We start from the raw sequence: 19,255 nt of genomic DNA on the forward strand, positions 1-19,255 counted from the left end.
CAGGCTGCGAGGAGTTATAAATGACTCGCAGCCTGATTTCGTTTTCAAGTTAAAAATATTCTCTAGGAGTAGCTTTAAATTTGTACATCTACTCCGGAGAACACAATGAAAAAGACACTTCTTGCTGCACTGATTATGGGGCTAACTGGTGCGGCGCACGCCGAGCAAAAAGTCGTAGCGGGTTACTTTGCGGATTGGCAGTACGCAAATGCAGAAAACCCATACATGGTGAACGATATTCCCGCCGATAAGCTGACGCATGTGATTTATGCGTTTCTTAGTATGTGCGGCCCTCATACCGGTGCTTCTGAAACGGTACAAAAACTGGTTGCCGAACAATGTGAAGGAAAAGATCCGTATACGGCGATCATTGTCGATACAGAAGCAGCATTAGAAAAGGACTTTGGCGATGTCTCCGTTAACGTGCCATACAAAGGCCACTTCGCTCAACTTGCTGAGATGAAGAAACAACATCCTGATCTCAAAATTCTCCCTTCTTTTGGTGGTTGGACAATGTCCGAGCCGTTCCATGCTATGGCGAAAAGCAAACAAGCGATGGATCAATTCTCAAAAACTGCCGTTAAGTTGATTGCTCAATATGATTTCTTTGATGGTATTGATCTGGATTGGGAATACCCAGGTGGTGGCGGTTTAACAACGTCGCCTTGGAACCCTGACACCAAGCTTTCTGATGAACAAAAAGCATCTGAGCGTGAGGCCTTTACCTATTTGGTAAAAACCATGCGTGCAGAGTTAGATGAACTCAAAAATCAAACCAAACGTGAATACGAGCTCTCTACTGCTGTAGGCGTTGGTCCAAAAGCAGCAGGTATCGATTGGAAAGCCGCGGAGCCGTACCTAACTAACATGTTTGCAATGACGTATGACTTCCTTGGTGGTTGGGGGCAGCAAACCGGGCATACTACCAACTTGCATGCGACTGAGCGAAGCTGGTGGGGCATGGGCGCAGACGTGTTCATCAACCAGATGATCGAGCTTGGTATTCCAAGTGAGAAACTGGTGATTGGCGCTGCGTTTTACGGGCGTGGCTGGCAAGGCACCAAAGACTTCTCGGGTGGCTTACCAACGCAAGATCTTGTATCCGAGCAAGGAGCGCAGTTTGGTACGGGTGAGAACGGCTATTTCATGTTTTGGGATTTGGTGAAGAACTATGGAGCGGAGCAGGGCTACGAGTACAAGTATGATGAGCAATCTCAAGCGCCTTACTTGTGGCATCCTGTAAAGAAAGTCTTTATCTCTTACGAAGATCAACGCTCGATCAAAGCCAAAGCAAATTGGGCTAAACAGGCGAACTTAGGCGGTATTTTTACTTGGGAATTGTCAGGCGATCCGAAAGGAGAATTGGTGGAGGTGATGTACCAAGAAATGAATAAATAAAACCTTCTAAGCAAAGCGATCGTAATTATTCAACTACGGTTTCTTTGCTTTGGTTCTGCTTCGTAAAAGCGATCAAGTCTTCAAGCGATAAAGGTTTAGAGTAGAAGTAGCCCTGAATCAAATCACAACCGCAAGCTTTTAACTCATTCAGTTGTTGCAGCGTTTCTACTCCTTCAGCCAGTACTTTCATTTCAAAGTTTTTGCCGATAGAAATGATATTCTTAACCATATTCAGCGCTTTTTTGTCATGCTCAATGTGATCGACAAAGCTCTTGTCAATCTTCACCTCGTCAATAGGTAGCGTACGCAACATGCTTAATGAAGAGTAGCCAGTCCCGAAATCATCGAGCGAGATTTTAAAGCCGAGAGCATGCAAGCGCTCGCAAATTGGTGCGAACTTTTCAAGATCTTCAATAAACAGGTTTTCGGTGATCTCTAGGGTAATCTTTGAACATTCGATGCCGCGTTTCTCAATAGCATTCATAAGATTAGTAATGAATTTGGCGTGAACAAACTGTTTGACCGAGATGTTAATAGACATCTGGATAGATGTATCAATATTACCAGTCAGTTTAGCCATATCTGTCAGGCTATTTTCAATGATTTGTTCACCAATACGAACCATCAACCCAGTGCTTTCTGCGACGGGAATAAATTCACTTGGTGGGACTAAGCCGAGCTCATCATCACTCCAACGAATAAGCGCTTCGACACCATAAATATCGCCTTCTAGGTTTAACTGAGGTTGATAAACCATATGAAGCGCTTGCTTATCTATCGCGAGCCTCAGGCGTTGCTCAATTTTCATTTTACGCAGGTGTGTAGCTTGCATCTGCTGATTGAACAGGCTGTATACGTTGCGTTGTTTTTTCGCTTGATACATCGCAATATCGGCTGACAGGAGCAGTTCATCTAATGTTTCACCATGGTGTGGATAGCAGGCAATACCAATACTGCAACTGAGCAGGAACTGACTGTCATTGACTTCGTAGGGTTCTGATAGCGCCTTTATTAAGTCGCTCGCTAGTCTTTTAACGCTTACTTCATCAATTCGATTTGTTAGAAAAATAAACTCGTCACTGGCTTCACGGATGATTAATCGGCCATCGTTAACAAAGGTGTTTAAGCGGATAGATATTTGTTTTAGAACTTCGTCGCCAAAGTCATGACCATGTGTGTCGTTGACTGATTTGAAATTATCAATATCGATAAACATCAAAGAAAAAGGATTCCCTTTCCCAGAGAGCCAGTGTCGAATGTTTGCGCGTAGGTATTCTCGGTTTGGTAATCCAGTGAGATGATCGTGGTTCGCTTGATAGAGCAAACGCAGTTTTGTTTTATGTTCATTGTTCGCAATAGAGCGGAATAAAGCGTAAAAAGCACCTTGGACGATAAGAAAAACAATCGAGTACAGTGCAAACTGTTCGTAAAATCCGCGCTTAATAAAATTCAAATCTGTCGAGGAAGAGGCCCAAAGATGATAATCAGGAAGGTATCTCAATGTGATTAACTCACTCAGGCGAGAATTGTCGACAACAATATTTAGCGCTCGTGTGAGCTCTTTTAGTTGCGCCATATCCCAGCCTGAATCTTTTGTGATTTGAGCCATAACGGCTTTTATATCTAAATCATTGGCAGGTTTTAGGTAATCTTCTAGGGTTGTATCTTCTGACGAGCTAAAAGTAAGGTAGCCATCACTGCGGATCAATGTGACCCGATTGTGCTCATTAGCATGAATGTCGTTACGAAAAACCGAAGATGAATTCATATTAAAGCCAGCCGTCATCACTGCTTGTACAACACCATCTTTATTTGGAATTGCTTTTCGGATCGGAATCACAAGTGAATCTTGAGCTGGCATAAAATACGTTCGACCTATAATCATTCGGTCGGAGTTGAGCGCTGCCAAAAAGGTATCACGAGTCAGTGGATCTTGTTTTAGATTATGCAGCTTTGCCAAGATCAAATTGGAGCTTACGGCGATGTAGTCTCCATCGGGGTTAGTTAGGCCGAACCCAATAATCGCCGGATGGATACTGAGTAGTTTGTCCAGCATCGGGCGAGTTTGAACTGCTGCTGTACGAGTAAAGTCATTTCTCTCGACCAACTGATGACCAATGACTTCAAGTAACGATTCTTGTCCTTTCAGAAGTGATTCGACAGAAGAGGCAAACAGCTCCAATTGTAGGAGCTGCTTATCTTTGTACTTATTCAGGGTTGACTCATAATGGTAGCGGCCAAACAACACGAACAGCACGGCGCTTATCGTAAGTAGCGCCATGTATAGTGTCCAAATGTTCTTCTTTAACCTGACCATGCCGCTTCGATAGCTCCTAGATTAGCGAGTAATGGGTAATGAGTGGTCTGCGCCCCATTCTGTCCATGACCCGTCATAGACCGATAAATCACGCCAACCTAACTGGTATGCTGCTAGCAGCAAAATACAGGCCGTTACACCTGAGCCACAACTGAAAATGATTGATTTATCATTATATAACGTTAGTGCACTAAATGCTTGTTTCAATTCCGAGTCTGCCTTTATAAAGCCATTACTCAATAATGTTTGGAAAGGGAGGCAAACAGAATTAGGAATATGACCAGAACGCAGTCCTTCTCTTGGCTCTGGTACCTCGCCTAAAAAACGTGCACGTGAGCGAGCGTCAACAATGTTTGCACTGCAATTGTTTGAGTACTCTAATATTGCATTTGCGTCCAAAAAAGCATGTTTATTTAATTTCCCGGTAAAGTTTCCAAGCTGCTTAGCTTCTGACAAGACATCCGTGACAGGCAGTCCAGCCTCAATCCAAGCCGGGAGGCCACCATTAAGCACTTTGACATTATCGTGTCCCATTGCCTTAAACATCCACCATGCGCGCGGAGAGGCGAGTGTTCCAGAGTTGTCATAAACAATAATAAGGTCTTCGTTGTTCAGGCCAAGTTTCTGAGCGCTGTGATTAAACCCTTCTTCTGTTGGCATCATATGAGGGAGATTGGTATCTGGCAGACAAAAGTCATTGTCGTAGTCGAAACGCAATGAGCCTGGAATCCACTTATTGGTGATCTTTTTCCCTTCGGAAGGAATTTGAAAACGAATACTCGCGTCTAGAAGTTTTACATTTGGTTGGTCTAATAAAGCATGAAGTTCTTTGGCATCGATCAATGCTTGCATGGTTAAATCCTTCTGATTTGGGAAGTTCGCACAGTATCTTTACTCACAGCGAATGAATGAAAGGGATGAGTCAAAACTTGAGCGGGATGCTTGGTGGAACAACGCAATAGAGCCCACTGGACAAGATGCGGACACTGGAACCGTCACTCGTTGTTGCTCTATCTCAGGTGAATTAATAGTGAGGTACCGACGTTGACCATCAAGGGACTGAGTTAAAGTGTTGCTAATGACGGTGGCTGAAACCGTGTTTTCATCCGTTTGCTTAATGAGCAACAAGAGCACAAGTAGGGCAATGAAACCGCTGAAGACCAACATATAGGTTTTGGGATTATCCAATTTGCGCTCCATTGCTATTGTTTCAAGTAATCATTTTGTTTTACAACAAAAAAATCGCATGTTCAAAGAACGATGCGATTTTGTCTTAAAACCTGTGGCTTGCGCCAGTCCCGAGTATCAATGCTCACCAATAGAGCATCTTACATGCGCCATGTCGTATTTCCGGTTGAGACGACTTTTTGAAGAGGTTCTGAGCCATCGTAGAACCAAATTTCGACTAACAGGTTATCTTGGCTGTCCGAGGTGGAGAAGTCTAATTTAGCTTTCCCACTCGTCAGCGCAGCAGAAGCAATATTGCTCGAATATTTCGCTTGATAGGTTCCAGACGCATCTTCACGGTACTCCTTATAAATGCTCAGATGTGCGCGCTGTAAAGAGTAACCACTAATATCTACCGCAAGTGAGCTTTCTAACCTTGGGTCATAATCGAACCCATCTGGTACGTCTAAATTTTGCATGCTTGGCTCTTCAACAATAACGGTAGTTTGAGCTGGAGGTGGAGTAGCGCTATCGTTGCTTTTGTCTCCACCGCCGCCACCGCCGCAGGCTGTTAACGCTAATCCCATGATGATTGTGATTAAGTTTTTCATGATGCTTCTCCTATGGAATGTAACGTTTGTTTGCTTTAGGTTGGGTATGCCAGTTTGCTCCTTCTCGCCCACCAGACTCGGCGTAGGTGGCAAACTCTGGGTAAGCGTCAACTAAGTCAACTTTCTCTAGCGGCCAATTCCACTCTTCGACAATAAGCAATGCCCAAGGGAGGTTGTTCGCTGTTTTGAAGTACACGCCTCGAGCCGGGTCACTTGCGTCTACGCCCACGCCATATAGGTTTGCGTCATCAAACTGCTCAGTTGGTGCTTGGTCTGGCAAATGTACTTCCCATTTTCTACCTGGTTGAAAGGTGATGCCATCGCCGTGATATGTATTGGGTGTGGCAAAGATAAATGGGTCATAAGGCATGGCCTGTAGCGCTGAGCGGTCGGCTCCTTCCTTAAAGTAGATGGTCAGTGTGAAAGACAACGCGACGTTATCATTGCAACCCGTTTGGGTTCGAAAATACGCACATTGACTTTGCGCATACTGACTGAGGTCGTCACTGATAATGAAGATGGCTTCTTCTGATATCGCTTCTAGACCGTTGGTCGGTTGTTCTTTGCCATTAAACGTTAGCTTTGTTAAGCCGTTTTCAATGCTCGCTTTCGAAACGCCAGGTAGACGAATAGCAAAGCCATTTTTATAGCCAGCCCCATAGGCGGCCAGATCTCCGCTAATTTGGATATTTTCCACCGTGCCGTCCATACGTGTTTCAGTCATACGGAACTTAATGACTACGTCATTCATGTCGTAGTCAGCGGTGTAAGGCCAGTTGTCTTCATACGCGACCGTTGCGTAGGAATCGGCACTTGGGAAGTGCTGTACGGATACGCCGTTTTCAGTGATTGTGATTGGGTAATCTTCTACTTCACCTGATGTTGATCCGCCATCAAAGTTCAGACCAGTTTGTTGGCTAAAGCGGAATCGGCTCCAGCTAGGACCTGCGGTTGCCAGTTCAGAGACGACAAATGGAAGCGTATTGCTGCCTGCAGAGAGTAACTCATCGGTGAATACTTGCTCACCTTCGTCAGCAAAGTCACCATCTCGGTTCCAGTCAAACCAAGCTGACAAGTAGCCGGATGTTGATGCAGTTACGCTCACTAGTGAACTTAACCCTGGGTCGAGTGCGGTAACAAAGCCGACGCCATCTTCATCTGCTGTACCAACTTTGTTATCTCCAGACGGAGCCACTTGTCCATCGGCATCACCATCTGGCGCAATTGTGCCAAGCCAAGTTACACCATCAACAGCGTGGCGTGGTCCGTTAGAAGAGAGCAAGGTAGCGTAAGTGTCAGGTGCGTCACCAAAGTCAATTGGCTCGTCTTCGTCAATAACAGGAGCGTTCGCGCATCGGGCACCGTCATTTTGGCTGGAACTTGGACCGTTAGACACAAACTCTACAGCAGGAACAATGCCCGCAGCGATATTGGCGGCATTATTTTCTGATAAGTCGACGCGATAAATTTTGCCGTCCTGGTTACGCGATACGTAGTAGTTTCCGTTTACATCAAAGTAGCCTGCACCAAAGGTACCCGTTTCCCCTGTATTGCCGATCGCGGTTGCTTGGCCTGTTTTTGTATCGAATTTATACAATACGCCAGACCCATTATCGATACCATAGAGCGCACCGTCGCCAGGGTGGAACGCAAAATCGGTTAAACTCACACTTGCATTTGATGTGATTTTATTCAGGGTTAAGGTAGCATTTGGGTCCGTATCTAACGGCGACAGATCAATGGAAAACAGCCCTTTACCTTTGCGATACAAGTAGTATACGTGGTTGTACACGTCACCGACAAAAAACGTATGGCTAGGAAGCCCTTGTACGTTGAGAGTTTCTGCTTGAAAGTCCTGGCCTAAACGTACGATTTTCAAGTTGGTTGTATCGTAACCATAGATGTATCGATCAGTGAAGTTGAAACCGACGCCGTTAATACCAGATGCTAAGCCCACATCGTCGGTCAGTAACTTGGTTGATCCGGTAACCAGATTAACGCCGTAAACTTGCACTGGGGTCGATTGGAATAAATATGCTTTGCTCGGACAAGTGTCGAATGGCGCTGCGCTTACGTATGCGCTTGCAAACAGAGATCCAAGTAATAGTGATGTCCTTTTCATGATTCGCCCTCTCATTGGTTTGTATGATATGCAATGAAAGGAATGTGCCAGTTTTTAACTTACTGTTTATAATGAATTTTATATCGGTAAGTTATTTGGTTCGAAATATGAATCTCAGAATAAGAAAAAGCTCAACGTTACGTTGAGCTTTTTGAGAATCTTCATTGATAAGCTGACAGCATTACTTAGCCACAAACAGGGCAGGTCGGCATTTTCATCAAATTCATTTCCCGCCAGGACATGCTAAACGCATCGAGAATGAGGATCTTCCCTTTTTTGGGTTGGCCGTAATTTGCAATCACCTTGATGGTTTCCATCGCTTGTACAGCGCCAACAATACCCACAACAGGCGCCATTACGCCAGCTTCAACGCAACTTAATGCACTGCTGCCGAATAGCGCGCTCAAACACTGATAGCACGGTTGAGTTGGGTCGTCGTACGTAAACACACTCACTTGGCCTTCCATACGAATGGCTGCACCAGAAATAAGCGGTGTTTTTGTTGCAAAGCAGAGTCGGTTGAGTTGATTGCGAGTGTCGACGTTATCTGAAGCATCGACCACCACAGTGTGTTGTTCAATCAAAGCTTGAAGCTGAGTGTCGTCAAGGCGTTTAGCTACGGTGTTTACTTCGATATGAGGATTAAGTTCCCGCAATGCATCCGCCGCGGAGTCAACCTTTTTACGGCCAATATCGGCGTCGTGGTGCAATACTTGGCGTTGTAAATTGGAGAGCTCAACAATATCGTCATCGATAAAAGTAATATTGCCAACACCAGCCGTGGCAAGGTATTGGCTAGAAGCGCAACCTAAACCGCCAGCACCCAAAATAAGCACTGAGCTTTGTTTGAGAGCTTCTTGCCCTTCGAAATCGAACTGGCGAAGAATGATCTGGCGGTTATAGCGCAGCATCTCCTGATCGGAAAGAATATCCACGGTACGTTCCTAGTATAACGTTGAGTTAAACAGTTGGATTTGAACCGTTTCGCCAACTTCCACACGGCCACGTTCACGTTCCAATACAACAAAGCAGTTTGCCAAACTCATTGAGCGAAAGGCTCCTGAACTTTGGTTGCCAGTGGTTTCAACGACAAATTTACCGTTTTCTAGAGTATAGATACCGCGTTGGTAGTCTGTACGTCCCGGCGCTTTCTTAAATGCGGTTTTAGTCGTCGCAGGGATAGACTCAGGCGCTTTCCATTCAGTATGGCCTGCCAATTTAGCCAACATTGGTTGAACAAGTACGTACATTGTTAGCACCGCAGATACAGGGTTACCTGGTAGCCCACAGAACCAAGCAGTACTTAACTTGCCAAATGCGAAAGGTTTACCCGGCTTGATTGCCAGTTTCCAGAAACCGATTTCGCCAAGTTCTTCAAGAATGTCTTTGGTGTAATCTGCTTCACCAACGCTGACGCCGCCAGACGTTACAACTACATCCGCGAGGGTTTGTGCTTTTTCGAATGTTGCTTTTAGTGTTTCTGGGCAGTCAGGGATAATGCCAAGATCAATCGCTTCACAGCCAAAGTTTTCGATTAACGGCTTAATACCGTAACGATTACTGTCGTAGATTTGACCCGCCTTGAGTGGCTCACCCAATGGTTTAAGTTCATCACCTGTGGAGAAAAATGCCACCTTTGGCTTACGCACGACGGTGACATGGCTGACACCAAGAGAGGCAATCATTGGAATATCGCGCGGTGTCAGGCGCGCGCCTTTTGCCAATACAATATCCCCTTGCTTGATGTCGTCACCCGTAGGGCGGATGTTATTTTGCGGCTTCACATCCGTTTGGTTGAACTGAATACCAGCGTCGGTCACTTCCGTATTTTCTTGCATGATAATGGCATCACAGCCTTCCGGAATTTTCGCGCCAGTCATGATTCGAACACAAGTGCCTGCCGGCCATTCACCCTCAAAAGGCTGACCTGCGAAGGATTTACCTGCCAGAGGCAACACTGTAGACACTTCTAGGTCTTGAATACGAATGGCATAACCGTCCATTGCTGAATTGTCGAAAGGGGGTACGTGAATTGGCGATAAAATATCTTCAGCCAGCACAAAACCCAGAGCGTCAGCAAGAGGAAGAGAAAGTGTCGTTTGGATAGGTTTGATTCGCGATAGCATCTTATCCATCGCTTCTTCAATTGGCATCAAGCCAGGTGCGTCGCAGCAGCCCATTGAGATAATCCTATGTTCTTTTGTTTTGTGGCAACTCTACCATAAAAGGGGACCGAGTAAGAATGTCCACCTATAAAATATGGGTGTAATTATTCAAAAATCCGAGTATCCTTGTCACCCATCCGAAAGGGGTAAAGTTCCTACGGAGCATGAGAAAATAGCTCAGTGTATTCTTGTTATGTGCCTTGGCGTTATAAACATCGGACTGAGCGACTTTAACGCTACGGGATGAAAACACGGCAATTGTATTTCACACCGAGAGTGGTAGTTACAAAAGAGGAAGTGAAATGTCAGGTCTTAGCGAGTCAGCAAAGTTAGTGAAAGAAGCGCTAGAGCAACGCGGGTTAGAAACACCAATGCGCCCTAATGCCGTTAGCCGTGAAGAGAAGAAGGAAAAGATTGAATACCACATGCGTGAGATTCTTGGTCTGCTTCAGCTCGACCTTACGGATGATAGCTTAGAGGAAACGCCACACCGCATTGCAAAAATGTACGTGGACGAGATTTTCTCTGGCTTGGATTACTCCAACTTCCCCAAGATCACAGTTATCGAAAACAAGATGAACGTGAGCGAAATGGTTCGCGTGAAAGACATTACTGTGACCAGTACGTGCGAACACCACCTTGTGACAATCGACGGTAAAGCCGCTGTTGCTTATATTCCTCGCGGTAAGATCATTGGCCTGTCTAAGATCAACCGTATTGTTCGTTTCTTTGCGCAACGCCCTCAAGTCCAAGAGCGTATGACCCAGCAAATCCTTGTTGCTTTGCAAACATTGCTTGAGTCTGACGATGTAGCGGTGACTATCGACGCGACGCATTACTGTGTGAAATCACGCGGTGTGATGGATGCCACCAGTGAAACCACGACTACAGCGTTAGGTGGTATTTTTAAGAGCAACCCAGCGACCCGTGCTGAATTTCTGCATGGCCTGCGTTAATCAAATCGACAAATAAAATTGAGAGAGGATGGCGAGTTGCCATCCTTTTTTATATCTTTTATATCCAAATCATCGTCAAGTGAGCCGCAATAAATAGTAATTATGCAATTGTGTATTGACAGTCACATTCGTTGCTCTTAATATATGCGCCCAATGAACGGTTGCAACTTGTAATCGTTTGTTTTAAAAAGAGATATTTCTCTAAGTTCAGCTGATCTCGGTCAGTTGTCTTTCTATTTTCTAATAATAGAAAGACAACAAATTTGGGACTCGGCATGACTACACAAAGCACTATCAGCACCTCCTCTATTTCAGCTCCAGTTACAGAAAGCAGTTGGCAAAAGAAAGCCATGCTCAGTGTCGCTTTTTTGATGGCGACAACCTCTGTTGGTCCCGGCTTTTTAACTCAAACCGCAGTCTTCACAAATATCTACAAAGTCGACATGGCATTTCCAGTTTTGGCTTCCATTTTTATCACGTTTGGTATTGTGATGAACTTGTGGCGTATTGTCGGCGTTTCTGGCATGCGAATCCAAGACATTGCGAACAAAGTGGCACCCGGCATGGGTTATGGTGTTGGTATTCTCCTTGCGCTTGGTGCAGTGGCGTTTAACTTTGGCAACGTGAGTGGCGCAGCGTTAGGCATCAATGTGCTAACGGGCGTGGACACAACATGGGGCGCACTGTTTACCGGTGTCGTTGGCTGTTTGTTGTTTGTGGTTCATAACGCCTCCAAACGAATGGACCAAATGGCCCGCTACCTTGGCTTGTTCATGATCGTTCTGATCGCATACGTGGCTATGACGAGCTTACCTCCGATGGGAGAGACACTAAGTGCAGCGGTGATGCCTATGGATGTTGGTAGTTTGCTTCTGCCTACGTTGACTATCGTTGGCGGTGCAGTTGGCGGTTACTACACGGGTGCACAACGCCTAGTAGACATCGGCTTGAAAGGCAAAGAGAACGTGCCTTCCATCACCTCAACAGCGTGGGCTGGTATTTCTATCGCGGTGGTTATTCGAATCCTACTGTTTTTGGCGGTGTTTGGCGTTATCGCGACAGGCGCAACGCTGGATACGGCTAACCCTGCGGCGGATGCTTTCCGTCAAGGTGCTGGCCAGCTTGGTTACTTCATCTTTGGCTTAGTACTGTTTGTAGCTTCCATCACGTCTGTGGTTGGCAACTCTTACATGGCTATATCATTAATTAAGACGCTTTTCCCAGTTGTGGCGCGAAACGAGAAAGCGTGGTGTGTTGGTTTCATTATCCTAACCTCGCTAGGCACGGTAACCATGGACATGCCAATTCTTCTTTTGATGCTAGCGGGCCTAGTGAACAGCATTATTCTTCCTATCGTTTTGGGCACTGTATTGGTTGCGACAAAACGCAAAGATATCGTCGGTGACTACCAACACCCAATGTACTTAACGCTAACTGGAGCAGCGATTGTTATCGTAATGGCGGCATCGAGTTTGACTAACATTGGGAACTTCATGGCGAAGTTTGCGGGTTGATGTCTTATTGATGAGATGAACAGCGGCCTCAGATGAGGCCGTTTTTTATGCTTGTTTAGAGGGCGACTTAACGATTTCTGGCCAATACATTTTGACGTAACCTGCCGATACCCAAACCACCAACACAGTCGCAATGCTGAGCTCTAAAAAGCCAAAATCGTGGAGCCAGTGCCAATGTGGATGCGATTCGGCAAAAAAGGAGGTTAAGCGGTGCATCGCAATGGCACTGATCACGGAAGGAAAGGTTACCGCCGCGATAGAAGGTTGAAACTTCAATCGAAGTAAGCGGAAGTAACACAGGTAGATCAATAACGTCATTGTGATAGCAATCCCTGCTAATGCGCCAGTCAGTATCGGATCGGGAAGGGGAAAGTTCACCAAATATGCCGCCAATGACAAGTTTACCGGTGCGGCCATAATTGCGAGGGTCGGCCTGGCTCGTCTCGGCAGAGATCCGAAAAACACCAAACGATAGAGCACCAGCGGTAACATAAAGAAATAAATGCCAATGCACATCATCGCTAAGGTTTCAGAGAATAGGTTGTGACCCAATTGGGAGCCTGCTAATGAGCTGCTGATCAGTCCCACTGGATAGAGAAACCAGCTAGGTACGATATTCGACATTTTGAAGTTCATTAGCTGAAAGCTAAAAAACAGTACCATCATAGTAAAATGCAGCAAAAGTGCCATAAACCAGAGTGGATAAGCAATGATTGGCGCTACAGAAGCAAGATAATCTGCAAGGATCAGTAACGCCATACTCATGGGTGCCATTAGGCTACCGCTCAATGGGTGACGAATGTCGACCATAAATAATCGTGGATTCGTGGCATATTTTATCAGCACAGGGGCGAGTAAAAGCGCGCCGAGTGACGCTAAAAATGGGCGTATTGGTTCACCAATTTCAGGGACATAGAGTGCCCAAGCTTGTCCTAAACCTATCATACCTAGCGCTAACGCGGCTTGAGACGGCGGAACGCTATAAAACTGCACAAGTCTTCTCCAGTTCAAATCTACTCCATTTGATTTTTGCCTGAATGAAACGAAACGTGATGATTTGGATGAAATGCTCTATTTGAGTAGCGAATACTAGCAAGTTTAGAGAGTGCTTACTCATGAAAGGTGGTGAGGAAATATCAGAGAATGGTGTTTTTGTGAGTTTGGTATCGAATATTTGGGAAAGGATGTAAAAACGTAGAGTTTATCGCTCCAAACCCTTCGATGGTTTGGAGCGAAATAATAACAAAGCGAGAATTATGTCGATTGGTTTTCAGGAAGATCCTGCTGACGTAACTTATCGTTTTTGATTGTACGATGTAGCAACTGGCTGTAAATCGGTTGTCCGCCAAACAACTGAGCAATAATCACGGCACCTAAACAAGTAATGATAAGTGGTAGAATTAAGTAGTAGTTATTGGTCATTTCAATCACCAACAAAATGCCCGTGATCGGTGCGCGTACCGTTGCAGCAAACAGGGCCCCCATGCCCGCAATAGCAAATACGCCAGGTTCGATATCAAGCGTAGGAAGCAACACATCAGCACTCGCTCCGAATGCATAGCCAAACAAGGTCCCCAGAGCAAGCATCGGTGCAAAGATACCGCCCGGCGCACCAGAGCCAAAGCATAGCAACGTCGTGATGACGCGACCAAAGAAAAGCAGAACTAAAACGGATACCGAGTAGTTGCCATTGGTAATATCAGGAATAAGGCCGATGCCACCGCCAGTTAGCTGCGGCACGTATAAGAGAAGCAGACCAAAAATGCCACCAAGTAGTGAACCCACAATTAAATAGCGTTTACGATCGTTTTTGTGAATTGCGACAAAACTGTCTTGTGCCACGGTAATCAATTTATTGAAGATCACTCCGAATACGCCAAACAATGCGCCAAGCAATAGAAACAACCAAAGGGACTGAAGCTCTGGAGAGTGATATTGCGGCATTGTGATGACAGCGTCTTGCCCGTTGATGGCGCGAAACACAATGTTGGCCATAATAGCAGAGATGATCACCGCGCGAATTGAGATCAGAGAATAGCGAAATTGAGGTCGCATTTCCTCCACAACGAACATAATGCCCGCGAGTGGGGCATTAAAGGCGGCAGCCAAACCTCCAGCAGCACCTGAAGCGAGTAGGGAATGACGAGTATCGTCATCTTTCACACGGAAAATATCGGTCACCATTCGACCAACTGCGCCGCCCATTTGAACTGTCGGACCTTCGCGACCAAGTACCATACCGGAGCCAAGTGCACCCATGCCGCCGAAGAATTTAACAGGTAGAACTCGCCACCAACGCACTGGACGAATGTTGTCCATCGCGCCTTCTATTTCTGGGATGCCTGATCCCGCAGCCTCTGGAGCAAAGCGGTGAACAAGAAAGTAACCAACAAAAGCAAGTAGAGCACTGATCAGTACAGCAGCAAGCCAAAGAGGAAGTACGCTACCGATTTCGCTTCTTAGCCATTCGGTACGGGTTTCAGAAACAAAATGAACCGCAAGTTCGAAGTAAGTGCCGACAAAACCAGCTAGTGTGCCAACGATTGCGGCCATAATCAGGACAGAAAATGGTGTGGACCCTCGAGAGACAAACTGGTTAATCGCATCTTTCGGTACGTGCGCTAACACAGATTTCACAATTCTCTCTCGTTTGGTCATTAACAAGTTCTCCTGTTGCTGGTGGAAGGGACGCGAGAAAGTATACGCTTCGCAGAGTCTAGACCTAATCAATAAAGATGCAATTTAGCTTTTCACTATTGAGTGTTCGAAGTGTCGCGATATCATTCATTCACCAAGACTGTGCTATTGCTCTCATAATTTGGGATAAAAAACTTGTTTTTTGAGCAAAATGAACCATGCTTTAGGTGTAAAGCAACATGACTGCTTCAGAAGGAGGGATGTGAGGTTTTACACACAATTTGGATGGATTCAAACCCTACGGTAAGTCCTCGTTTTATGTTCGGGATGCATCAATAGACATCTCCGATTCGCACACTCACGATTGAGTAACGAGGTAGAGGCGCACGCAAATGTGCGCCTTCTTAATTTCTGCTCTACAACTTTCCGCGCTACTTGCCACTATTTTTATCTTGAACAATTTCTACTAGTCGGTAATGTCTGGGTTCGATGTTAATCAACCAGAGTAATTCATGCGCTTTTATCCTCGAGTCCTGTTTTCTTTATGTTGTTTTTCGGTAACGTTTCCAGCATTTTCGACGCCGAGTTGGTGGCAGGACACGTTGTCTTCAATGCCGTACTCCAATTTAAAAGAGCGTATAGAGACAAGGGGAAGCTGGTATCGCTGTGACGTGCAGCAGCAAGATGTTTCAACGTATATCAGCACATTTTGTTTGGACGATTTTTCGTACTATCAGCAGCATCTGTATGGTGAAGTTGTTTTGGGAAAGGACAGTGCTCAGTTCTCTTTTTTGACCGAATATCAATGGCAAAGTCTCAATGACTTAATCCTCAATTTAAGAAAAGACGGATTAGTTTTACGCAACATAACTATCGGACAAGAACACTATGACGTCGTTGAAGCGCTGGAAAAGAAATCTTCTGAGCTTGTCGATAAAGAAGTTATCTTGTTGATAAACCGCTATCCGCAAGAAACGATTCGAAGCTTATTTTGGGTAAAACCGGACGAGTTTTCGTCGCCATCACCGTCTTTAAATGTGGAATTGCACAGCGATGGCGAAATTATCGATGTTAAAGTGACTCGTTTTTAGATTCTTTATGGAGAGATAGGAAGGTCGCCATCGCAGACTCGTCTAAAAATCCATCCGATTTTTTGTGCGCACGCAGGTATTGATAGCCAGCGATGAGCTTACGGTGCTGTTCTTCTGCCTCATCTGGCAACGGCTGATTCATAACGTGTTGAAATGCAAGTTTGTACGCATCCATATCTACGACTTCAGCGCGGCGATATAAATAACCACATCCGGTCGCTAACCATTCAAGAGAGCAGTTGGCTCGCATCGCAATTTGATTTGCTTTCGTTAGGCTCGGTTCACTGCCTTTTAAATATTTGCGTATTAAAGCTTCAGACACATCAACGCGTCGTGCAAATCCGCTGATGCTTTCTTCTCCGATCAAGGTGGCTAGGCGTTGGGCAAAAGACATATTTCGTACTCCAGTTCGAATTGCCAAAGTTTACCCGTTGAGCCGATGTGAAAACAAGACTACGATGAATGCAGATCAATTGAAGGAGAAAAACCATGGTTGCAAAAGTTGTGACTGCACCAAAAGGCCCTGAGTTCTCAGAGCTGGTCCAAGGATATTGGCGTGCAGTTGATTGGGGCATGACTGCTCAAGAGCGTTTGTCATTCCTCAAGCAACATATTGAGTTAGGCATTACCACGGTCGATCACGCAGACATATACGGTAATTACGAGTGTGAGAAGTTGTTTGGTGAAGCACTTGCTCTCGATAAGAGTGTGCGAGAGCAGATTCAGATCGTCACAAAGTGTGATATCAATCTGTGCGGAGATAAAACACCAGAGCGTAAGATCAATCACTACGATACAAGTTCCGCTCACATCTACCAATCGGTGAATAACTCGCTTGAACGTTTGAATGTGGACGAAATCGATGTGCTTTTAATCCATCGCCCTGACGTGTTAATGGATGCCGATGAAGTGGCTGAAGCATTCTCAGAGCTACACAAAGTGGGTAAAGTGAAGCACTTTGGTGTATCTAACTTTACTCCACGTCAGTTCGAGCTGTTGCAATCCCGTTTAGGTAAGCCTCTTGTGACTAACCAAGTGGAAATCAATCCGCTTCATTTTGAGGTTGCACATGATGGAACGCTTGATCAAATGCAAATGTTGCGTACGCGCCCAATGGCTTGGTCTTGCCTCGGTGGTGGCTCCATCTTCAGTGGTGACAGTGAGCAAGCCGTTCGTGTTCGCAACGAATTAGAAGCGATTCGCGAAGAAGTGGGCGCGACTAGCATTGACCAAGTGATTTACGCTTGGGTACGTCGTTTACCATCTAACCCAATTCCAATCATTGGCTCTGGTAAGATTGAGCGTGTGCAAACGGCAGTAAATGCGCTGAATATCGAATTGACTCGAGAGCAATGGTATCGCGTATGGGTGGCTTCTAAAGGCCATGGTGTGCCATAGAAGTGACACTTTATTGATGAATACATTATTCAAGGCACCCTATGAAAGGGTGCTTTTTTATTGCTACGCGATACCGATTTACCCAGTACTCATACTGAGCGGATAGAGTGGGAGTAAAAACGGATTTTTAATTTAAAATGCAACTTTGTGCTTATTTTTAATGGAGGCGTTTTATCCATGTTTGTTTCATGTCACTAAACAGCGAATGGGATGTTTGCTTTTTCGCCATTTTGTTCACTCATCCATTCATATTGCGTATGCTTATTGAATAAAAAAGAAATAAAAACTCGTCAGTTTTCTCGTATTACATGCTGTAACAATCTGTTAGACTCCGGCGCAGATTGTGGAATATAAAAAGGTGATTGAATGTCTTTTCCCGTACTCATCTGTGATGATTCAGCGTTAGCACGCAAACAGATGGCGAGATCATTACCAGCCACATTGAATGCCGATATTACGTTTGCTATCCACGGAAAAAATGCGCTAGAAGAACTCGAAAAGAACGAGTTTAAATTGATGTTTCTTGATTTGACCATGCCAGAAATGGATGGCTTTGAAACACTAGAAAACATGCAGCGGTTAGGGAATAAAACTCCCGTGGTTGTGGTGTCGGGGGATATCCAACCTAAAGCGAAAGAGCGTGTGTTCGCACTTGGCGCAAAAGCGTTTATTCAAAAACCGATCGCCAAAGATGAACTCAAGAAGGCGCTTAAAGAGTTGGTCGAGCCAGAGCCTCGTCCTCAAATTATCACGCCTGTTTCTATTGAGTTACCGATTTTACGTCGTCGCGATATTTATATGGAAGTGGCGAACGTCTCTATTGGTCGAGCCGCAGATGCATTGGCGCGTCACTTTGATGTGTTTGTGCAACTGCCTCTGCCGAACGTTAATATCTTCGAAGTGAGCGAACTACACATGGCTCTCCGTGACTTAGCGTCGCATGACAACGTATCGGGCGTTTGTCAGGGCTTTTGTGGCGAAGGTATTGCGGGTGAAGCGCTGGTGATTTTAAGCGATTCGAGCGTATCGGATCTCAAGAAGTTGATGAAAGTGCCGGCAGACAGCGACGAACTGGAAGAGCTTGAGCTGCTCATGGATGTTTCCAATATCTTGGTGGGGTCATTCTTAAATGGCTTGGGCGAACAATCTGAAGTACGATTCTTCCAAAGCCCTCCAGTGCTTCTTGGTCAGCATATATCAATTGATTCGATCATTGAGTCTACGACGGGCGCATTCAGCCGCACCATGACATTCGAGGTGAGCTACAACATTGAGGGAACGTCAATCCGTTGTGATTTATTGTTTATGTTCGTCGATGAATCTTTGCCGCTGCTCGATAACAAACTGTCATATCTAATGGAGGAGTTCTAATGTTGAATATGCCAGCAGAGTTTGAACAATTCCATTGGATGGTCGACATGGTACAAAACGTCGACATGGGGCTCGTCGTCATTGACCGAGATTACAATGTACAGGTCTGGAATGGGTTTATGACTCATCATAGTGGTTTGCAATCTCATGATGCAATTGGTCGTTCTATCTTTGATATCTTCCCTGAAATCCCGCAGGAATGGTTTAAGTTAAAAACAAAGCCCGTGTATGATTTAGGTTGCCGCAGCTTTATTACGTGGCGCCAGCGTCCTTACTTGTTCCGCTGCCGTAACGTACGTCCTGTCACTCAGCAAGCGGAGTTTATGTACCAGAACGTTACGCTGAACCCCATGCGTACACCGACTGGAAAAATCAATTCGTTGTTTTTATCTATACAAGACGCGACGGCTGAAGCATTGATGTCTCAGAGTCAGTAGCGATAAAAAACTTTCTCAAAAGCCAAGGCTCGCCTTGGCTTTTTTGTATACTTATAATTGTGTTTCCTAAT

17 protein-coding genes are annotated in these 19,255 nt (G+C 45.4%); 7 read left to right on the forward strand and 10 right to left on the reverse strand.

Going from position 1 to position 19,255, the window contains the following annotated elements; all coding sequences use genetic code 11:
• Nucleotides 1–105 precede the first annotated feature (105 nt).
• Nucleotides 106–1,398 (forward strand): glycoside hydrolase family 18 protein, encoded by a 1,293-nt coding sequence (locus tag MSG33_RS01855; protein ID WP_248379595.1) that lies wholly within the window; start codon nucleotides 106–108, stop codon nucleotides 1,396–1,398.
• A gap of 25 nt (nucleotides 1,399–1,423) precedes the next feature.
• On the opposite strand, the gene MSG33_RS01860 is transcribed toward MSG33_RS01855, so the two are convergent.
• The 7 genes from MSG33_RS01860 to moeA all read right to left on the reverse strand — a co-directional run bounded on the left by MSG33_RS01860 (nucleotide 1,424) and on the right by moeA (nucleotide 9,795).
• Entirely contained in the window at nucleotides 1,424–3,715 is a 2,292-nt protein-coding gene (locus tag MSG33_RS01860) for an EAL domain-containing protein (RefSeq protein WP_046875898.1), read from the reverse strand.
• Between the two features lie 21 nt (nucleotides 3,716–3,736).
• The gene (locus MSG33_RS01865) at nucleotides 3,737–4,567 is read right to left on the reverse strand and encodes a sulfurtransferase (RefSeq protein WP_203343436.1); all 831 of its coding nucleotides are present in this window, start codon (nucleotides 4,565–4,567) and stop codon (nucleotides 3,737–3,739) included.
• A gap of 39 nt (nucleotides 4,568–4,606) precedes the next feature.
• Nucleotides 4,607–4,903: a hypothetical protein gene (locus MSG33_RS01870; protein WP_005396101.1), complete on the reverse strand. Its 297-nt coding sequence runs from the start codon at nucleotides 4,901–4,903 to the stop codon at nucleotides 4,607–4,609.
• Between the two features lie 140 nt (nucleotides 4,904–5,043).
• Entirely contained in the window at nucleotides 5,044–5,493 is a 450-nt protein-coding gene (locus MSG33_RS01875; RefSeq protein ID WP_085343911.1) for a hypothetical protein, read from the reverse strand.
• Nucleotides 5,494–5,503: 10 nt separating this feature from the next.
• The gene (locus MSG33_RS01880; protein ID WP_193448347.1) at nucleotides 5,504–7,615 is read right to left on the reverse strand and encodes an LruC domain-containing protein; all 2,112 of its coding nucleotides are present in this window, start codon (nucleotides 7,613–7,615) and stop codon (nucleotides 5,504–5,506) included.
• Between the two features lie 185 nt (nucleotides 7,616–7,800).
• Nucleotides 7,801–8,550: a molybdopterin-synthase adenylyltransferase MoeB gene (gene moeB / locus MSG33_RS01885; RefSeq protein WP_047008138.1), complete on the reverse strand. Its 750-nt coding sequence runs from the start codon at nucleotides 8,548–8,550 to the stop codon at nucleotides 7,801–7,803.
• A 9-nt stretch (nucleotides 8,551–8,559) separates the two neighbouring features.
• On the reverse strand, nucleotides 8,560–9,795 hold the full coding sequence (gene moeA, locus MSG33_RS01890) for a molybdopterin molybdotransferase MoeA (protein WP_193448348.1): 1,236 nt from the start codon (nucleotides 9,793–9,795) through the stop codon (nucleotides 8,560–8,562).
• A 287-nt stretch (nucleotides 9,796–10,082) separates the two neighbouring features.
• Here moeA and folE point away from each other — a divergent pair, with 287 nt between their 5' ends.
• Together folE and MSG33_RS01900 are read left to right on the forward strand one after the other, a co-directional pair.
• Nucleotides 10,083–10,736 carry a GTP cyclohydrolase I FolE gene (gene folE / locus MSG33_RS01895; protein ID WP_006741127.1) on the forward strand — a complete coding sequence of 218 codons (654 nt, stop codon included), beginning with the start codon at nucleotides 10,083–10,085 and terminating at the stop codon, nucleotides 10,734–10,736.
• Between the two features lie 275 nt (nucleotides 10,737–11,011).
• The gene (locus MSG33_RS01900) at nucleotides 11,012–12,250 is read left to right on the forward strand and encodes an NRAMP family divalent metal transporter (protein WP_006741126.1); all 1,239 of its coding nucleotides are present in this window, start codon (nucleotides 11,012–11,014) and stop codon (nucleotides 12,248–12,250) included.
• Nucleotides 12,251–12,295: 45 nt separating this feature from the next.
• Here the strand turns inward: MSG33_RS01900 and MSG33_RS01905 are convergent, their stop codons facing one another.
• Both MSG33_RS01905 and clcA read right to left on the reverse strand, forming a co-directional pair.
• Nucleotides 12,296–13,243 (reverse strand): TDT family transporter, encoded by a 948-nt coding sequence (locus MSG33_RS01905; RefSeq protein ID WP_074190502.1) that lies wholly within the window; start codon nucleotides 13,241–13,243, stop codon nucleotides 12,296–12,298.
• A gap of 261 nt (nucleotides 13,244–13,504) precedes the next feature.
• Nucleotides 13,505–14,908: a H(+)/Cl(-) exchange transporter ClcA gene (gene clcA / locus MSG33_RS01910; RefSeq protein WP_005396086.1), complete on the reverse strand. Its 1,404-nt coding sequence runs from the start codon at nucleotides 14,906–14,908 to the stop codon at nucleotides 13,505–13,507.
• Nucleotides 14,909–15,399: 491 nt separating this feature from the next.
• Here clcA and MSG33_RS01915 point away from each other — a divergent pair, with 491 nt between their 5' ends.
• Complete coding sequence (locus MSG33_RS01915; protein WP_171058475.1) at nucleotides 15,400–15,978, forward strand: hypothetical protein; 579 nt, start codon at nucleotides 15,400–15,402, stop codon at nucleotides 15,976–15,978.
• Here MSG33_RS01915 and MSG33_RS01920 read toward each other — a convergent pair.
• The gene (locus MSG33_RS01920; RefSeq protein ID WP_005396084.1) at nucleotides 15,959–16,372 is read right to left on the reverse strand and encodes a helix-turn-helix transcriptional regulator; all 414 of its coding nucleotides are present in this window, start codon (nucleotides 16,370–16,372) and stop codon (nucleotides 15,959–15,961) included. The genes MSG33_RS01915 and MSG33_RS01920 overlap by 20 nt on opposite strands.
• Nucleotides 16,373–16,467: 95 nt before the next feature.
• Here MSG33_RS01920 and MSG33_RS01925 point away from each other — a divergent pair, with 95 nt between their 5' ends.
• From MSG33_RS01925 to MSG33_RS01935, 3 genes are all read left to right on the forward strand, one after another.
• Nucleotides 16,468–17,376 carry an aldo/keto reductase family oxidoreductase gene (locus MSG33_RS01925; RefSeq protein ID WP_005396083.1) on the forward strand — a complete coding sequence of 303 codons (909 nt, stop codon included), beginning with the start codon at nucleotides 16,468–16,470 and terminating at the stop codon, nucleotides 17,374–17,376.
• A 366-nt stretch (nucleotides 17,377–17,742) separates the two neighbouring features.
• Nucleotides 17,743–18,747, forward strand: coding sequence for a response regulator (locus MSG33_RS01930; protein ID WP_161445648.1), 1,005 nt, complete (start codon nucleotides 17,743–17,745; stop codon nucleotides 18,745–18,747).
• Complete coding sequence (locus MSG33_RS01935; protein ID WP_005396081.1) at nucleotides 18,747–19,184, forward strand: PAS domain-containing protein; 438 nt, start codon at nucleotides 18,747–18,749, stop codon at nucleotides 19,182–19,184. The genes MSG33_RS01930 and MSG33_RS01935 overlap by 1 nt, the downstream gene beginning before the upstream one ends.
• Nucleotides 19,185–19,255 lie beyond the last annotated feature (71 nt).

The organism is Vibrio sp. 1CM7H, from assembly GCF_023161645.1.
GTDB lineage: Bacteria > Pseudomonadota > Gammaproteobacteria > Enterobacterales > Vibrionaceae > Vibrio > Vibrio diabolicus.

What these genes read in the sequence shown, in the direction of transcription:
- MSG33_RS01920 (WP_005396084.1), bottom strand. Translation starts at nt 16,372, where the DNA reads ATGTCTTTTGCCCAACGCCTAGCCACCTTGATCGGAGAAGAAAGCATC.
- MSG33_RS01915 (WP_171058475.1), top strand. Translation starts at nt 15,400, where the DNA reads ATGCGCTTTTATCCTCGAGTCCTGTTTTCTTTATGTTGTTTTTCGGTA.
- folE (WP_006741127.1), top strand. Translation starts at nt 10,083, where the DNA reads ATGTCAGGTCTTAGCGAGTCAGCAAAGTTAGTGAAAGAAGCGCTAGAG.
- clcA (WP_005396086.1), bottom strand. Translation starts at nt 14,908, where the DNA reads ATGACCAAACGAGAGAGAATTGTGAAATCTGTGTTAGCGCACGTACCG.
- MSG33_RS01860 (WP_046875898.1), bottom strand. Translation starts at nt 3,715, where the DNA reads ATGGTCAGGTTAAAGAAGAACATTTGGACACTATACATGGCGCTACTT.
- MSG33_RS01865 (WP_203343436.1), bottom strand. Translation starts at nt 4,567, where the DNA reads ATGCAAGCATTGATCGATGCCAAAGAACTTCATGCTTTATTAGACCAA.
- MSG33_RS01925 (WP_005396083.1), top strand. Translation starts at nt 16,468, where the DNA reads ATGGTTGCAAAAGTTGTGACTGCACCAAAAGGCCCTGAGTTCTCAGAG.
- MSG33_RS01930 (WP_161445648.1), top strand. Translation starts at nt 17,743, where the DNA reads ATGTCTTTTCCCGTACTCATCTGTGATGATTCAGCGTTAGCACGCAAA.
- moeA (WP_193448348.1), bottom strand. Translation starts at nt 9,795, where the DNA reads ATGGGCTGCTGCGACGCACCTGGCTTGATGCCAATTGAAGAAGCGATG.
- MSG33_RS01900 (WP_006741126.1), top strand. Translation starts at nt 11,012, where the DNA reads ATGACTACACAAAGCACTATCAGCACCTCCTCTATTTCAGCTCCAGTT.
- MSG33_RS01935 (WP_005396081.1), top strand. Translation starts at nt 18,747, where the DNA reads ATGTTGAATATGCCAGCAGAGTTTGAACAATTCCATTGGATGGTCGAC.
- MSG33_RS01875 (WP_085343911.1), bottom strand. Translation starts at nt 5,493, where the DNA reads ATGAAAAACTTAATCACAATCATCATGGGATTAGCGTTAACAGCCTGC.
- MSG33_RS01855 (WP_248379595.1), top strand. Translation starts at nt 106, where the DNA reads ATGAAAAAGACACTTCTTGCTGCACTGATTATGGGGCTAACTGGTGCG.
- MSG33_RS01880 (WP_193448347.1), bottom strand. Translation starts at nt 7,615, where the DNA reads ATGAAAAGGACATCACTATTACTTGGATCTCTGTTTGCAAGCGCATAC.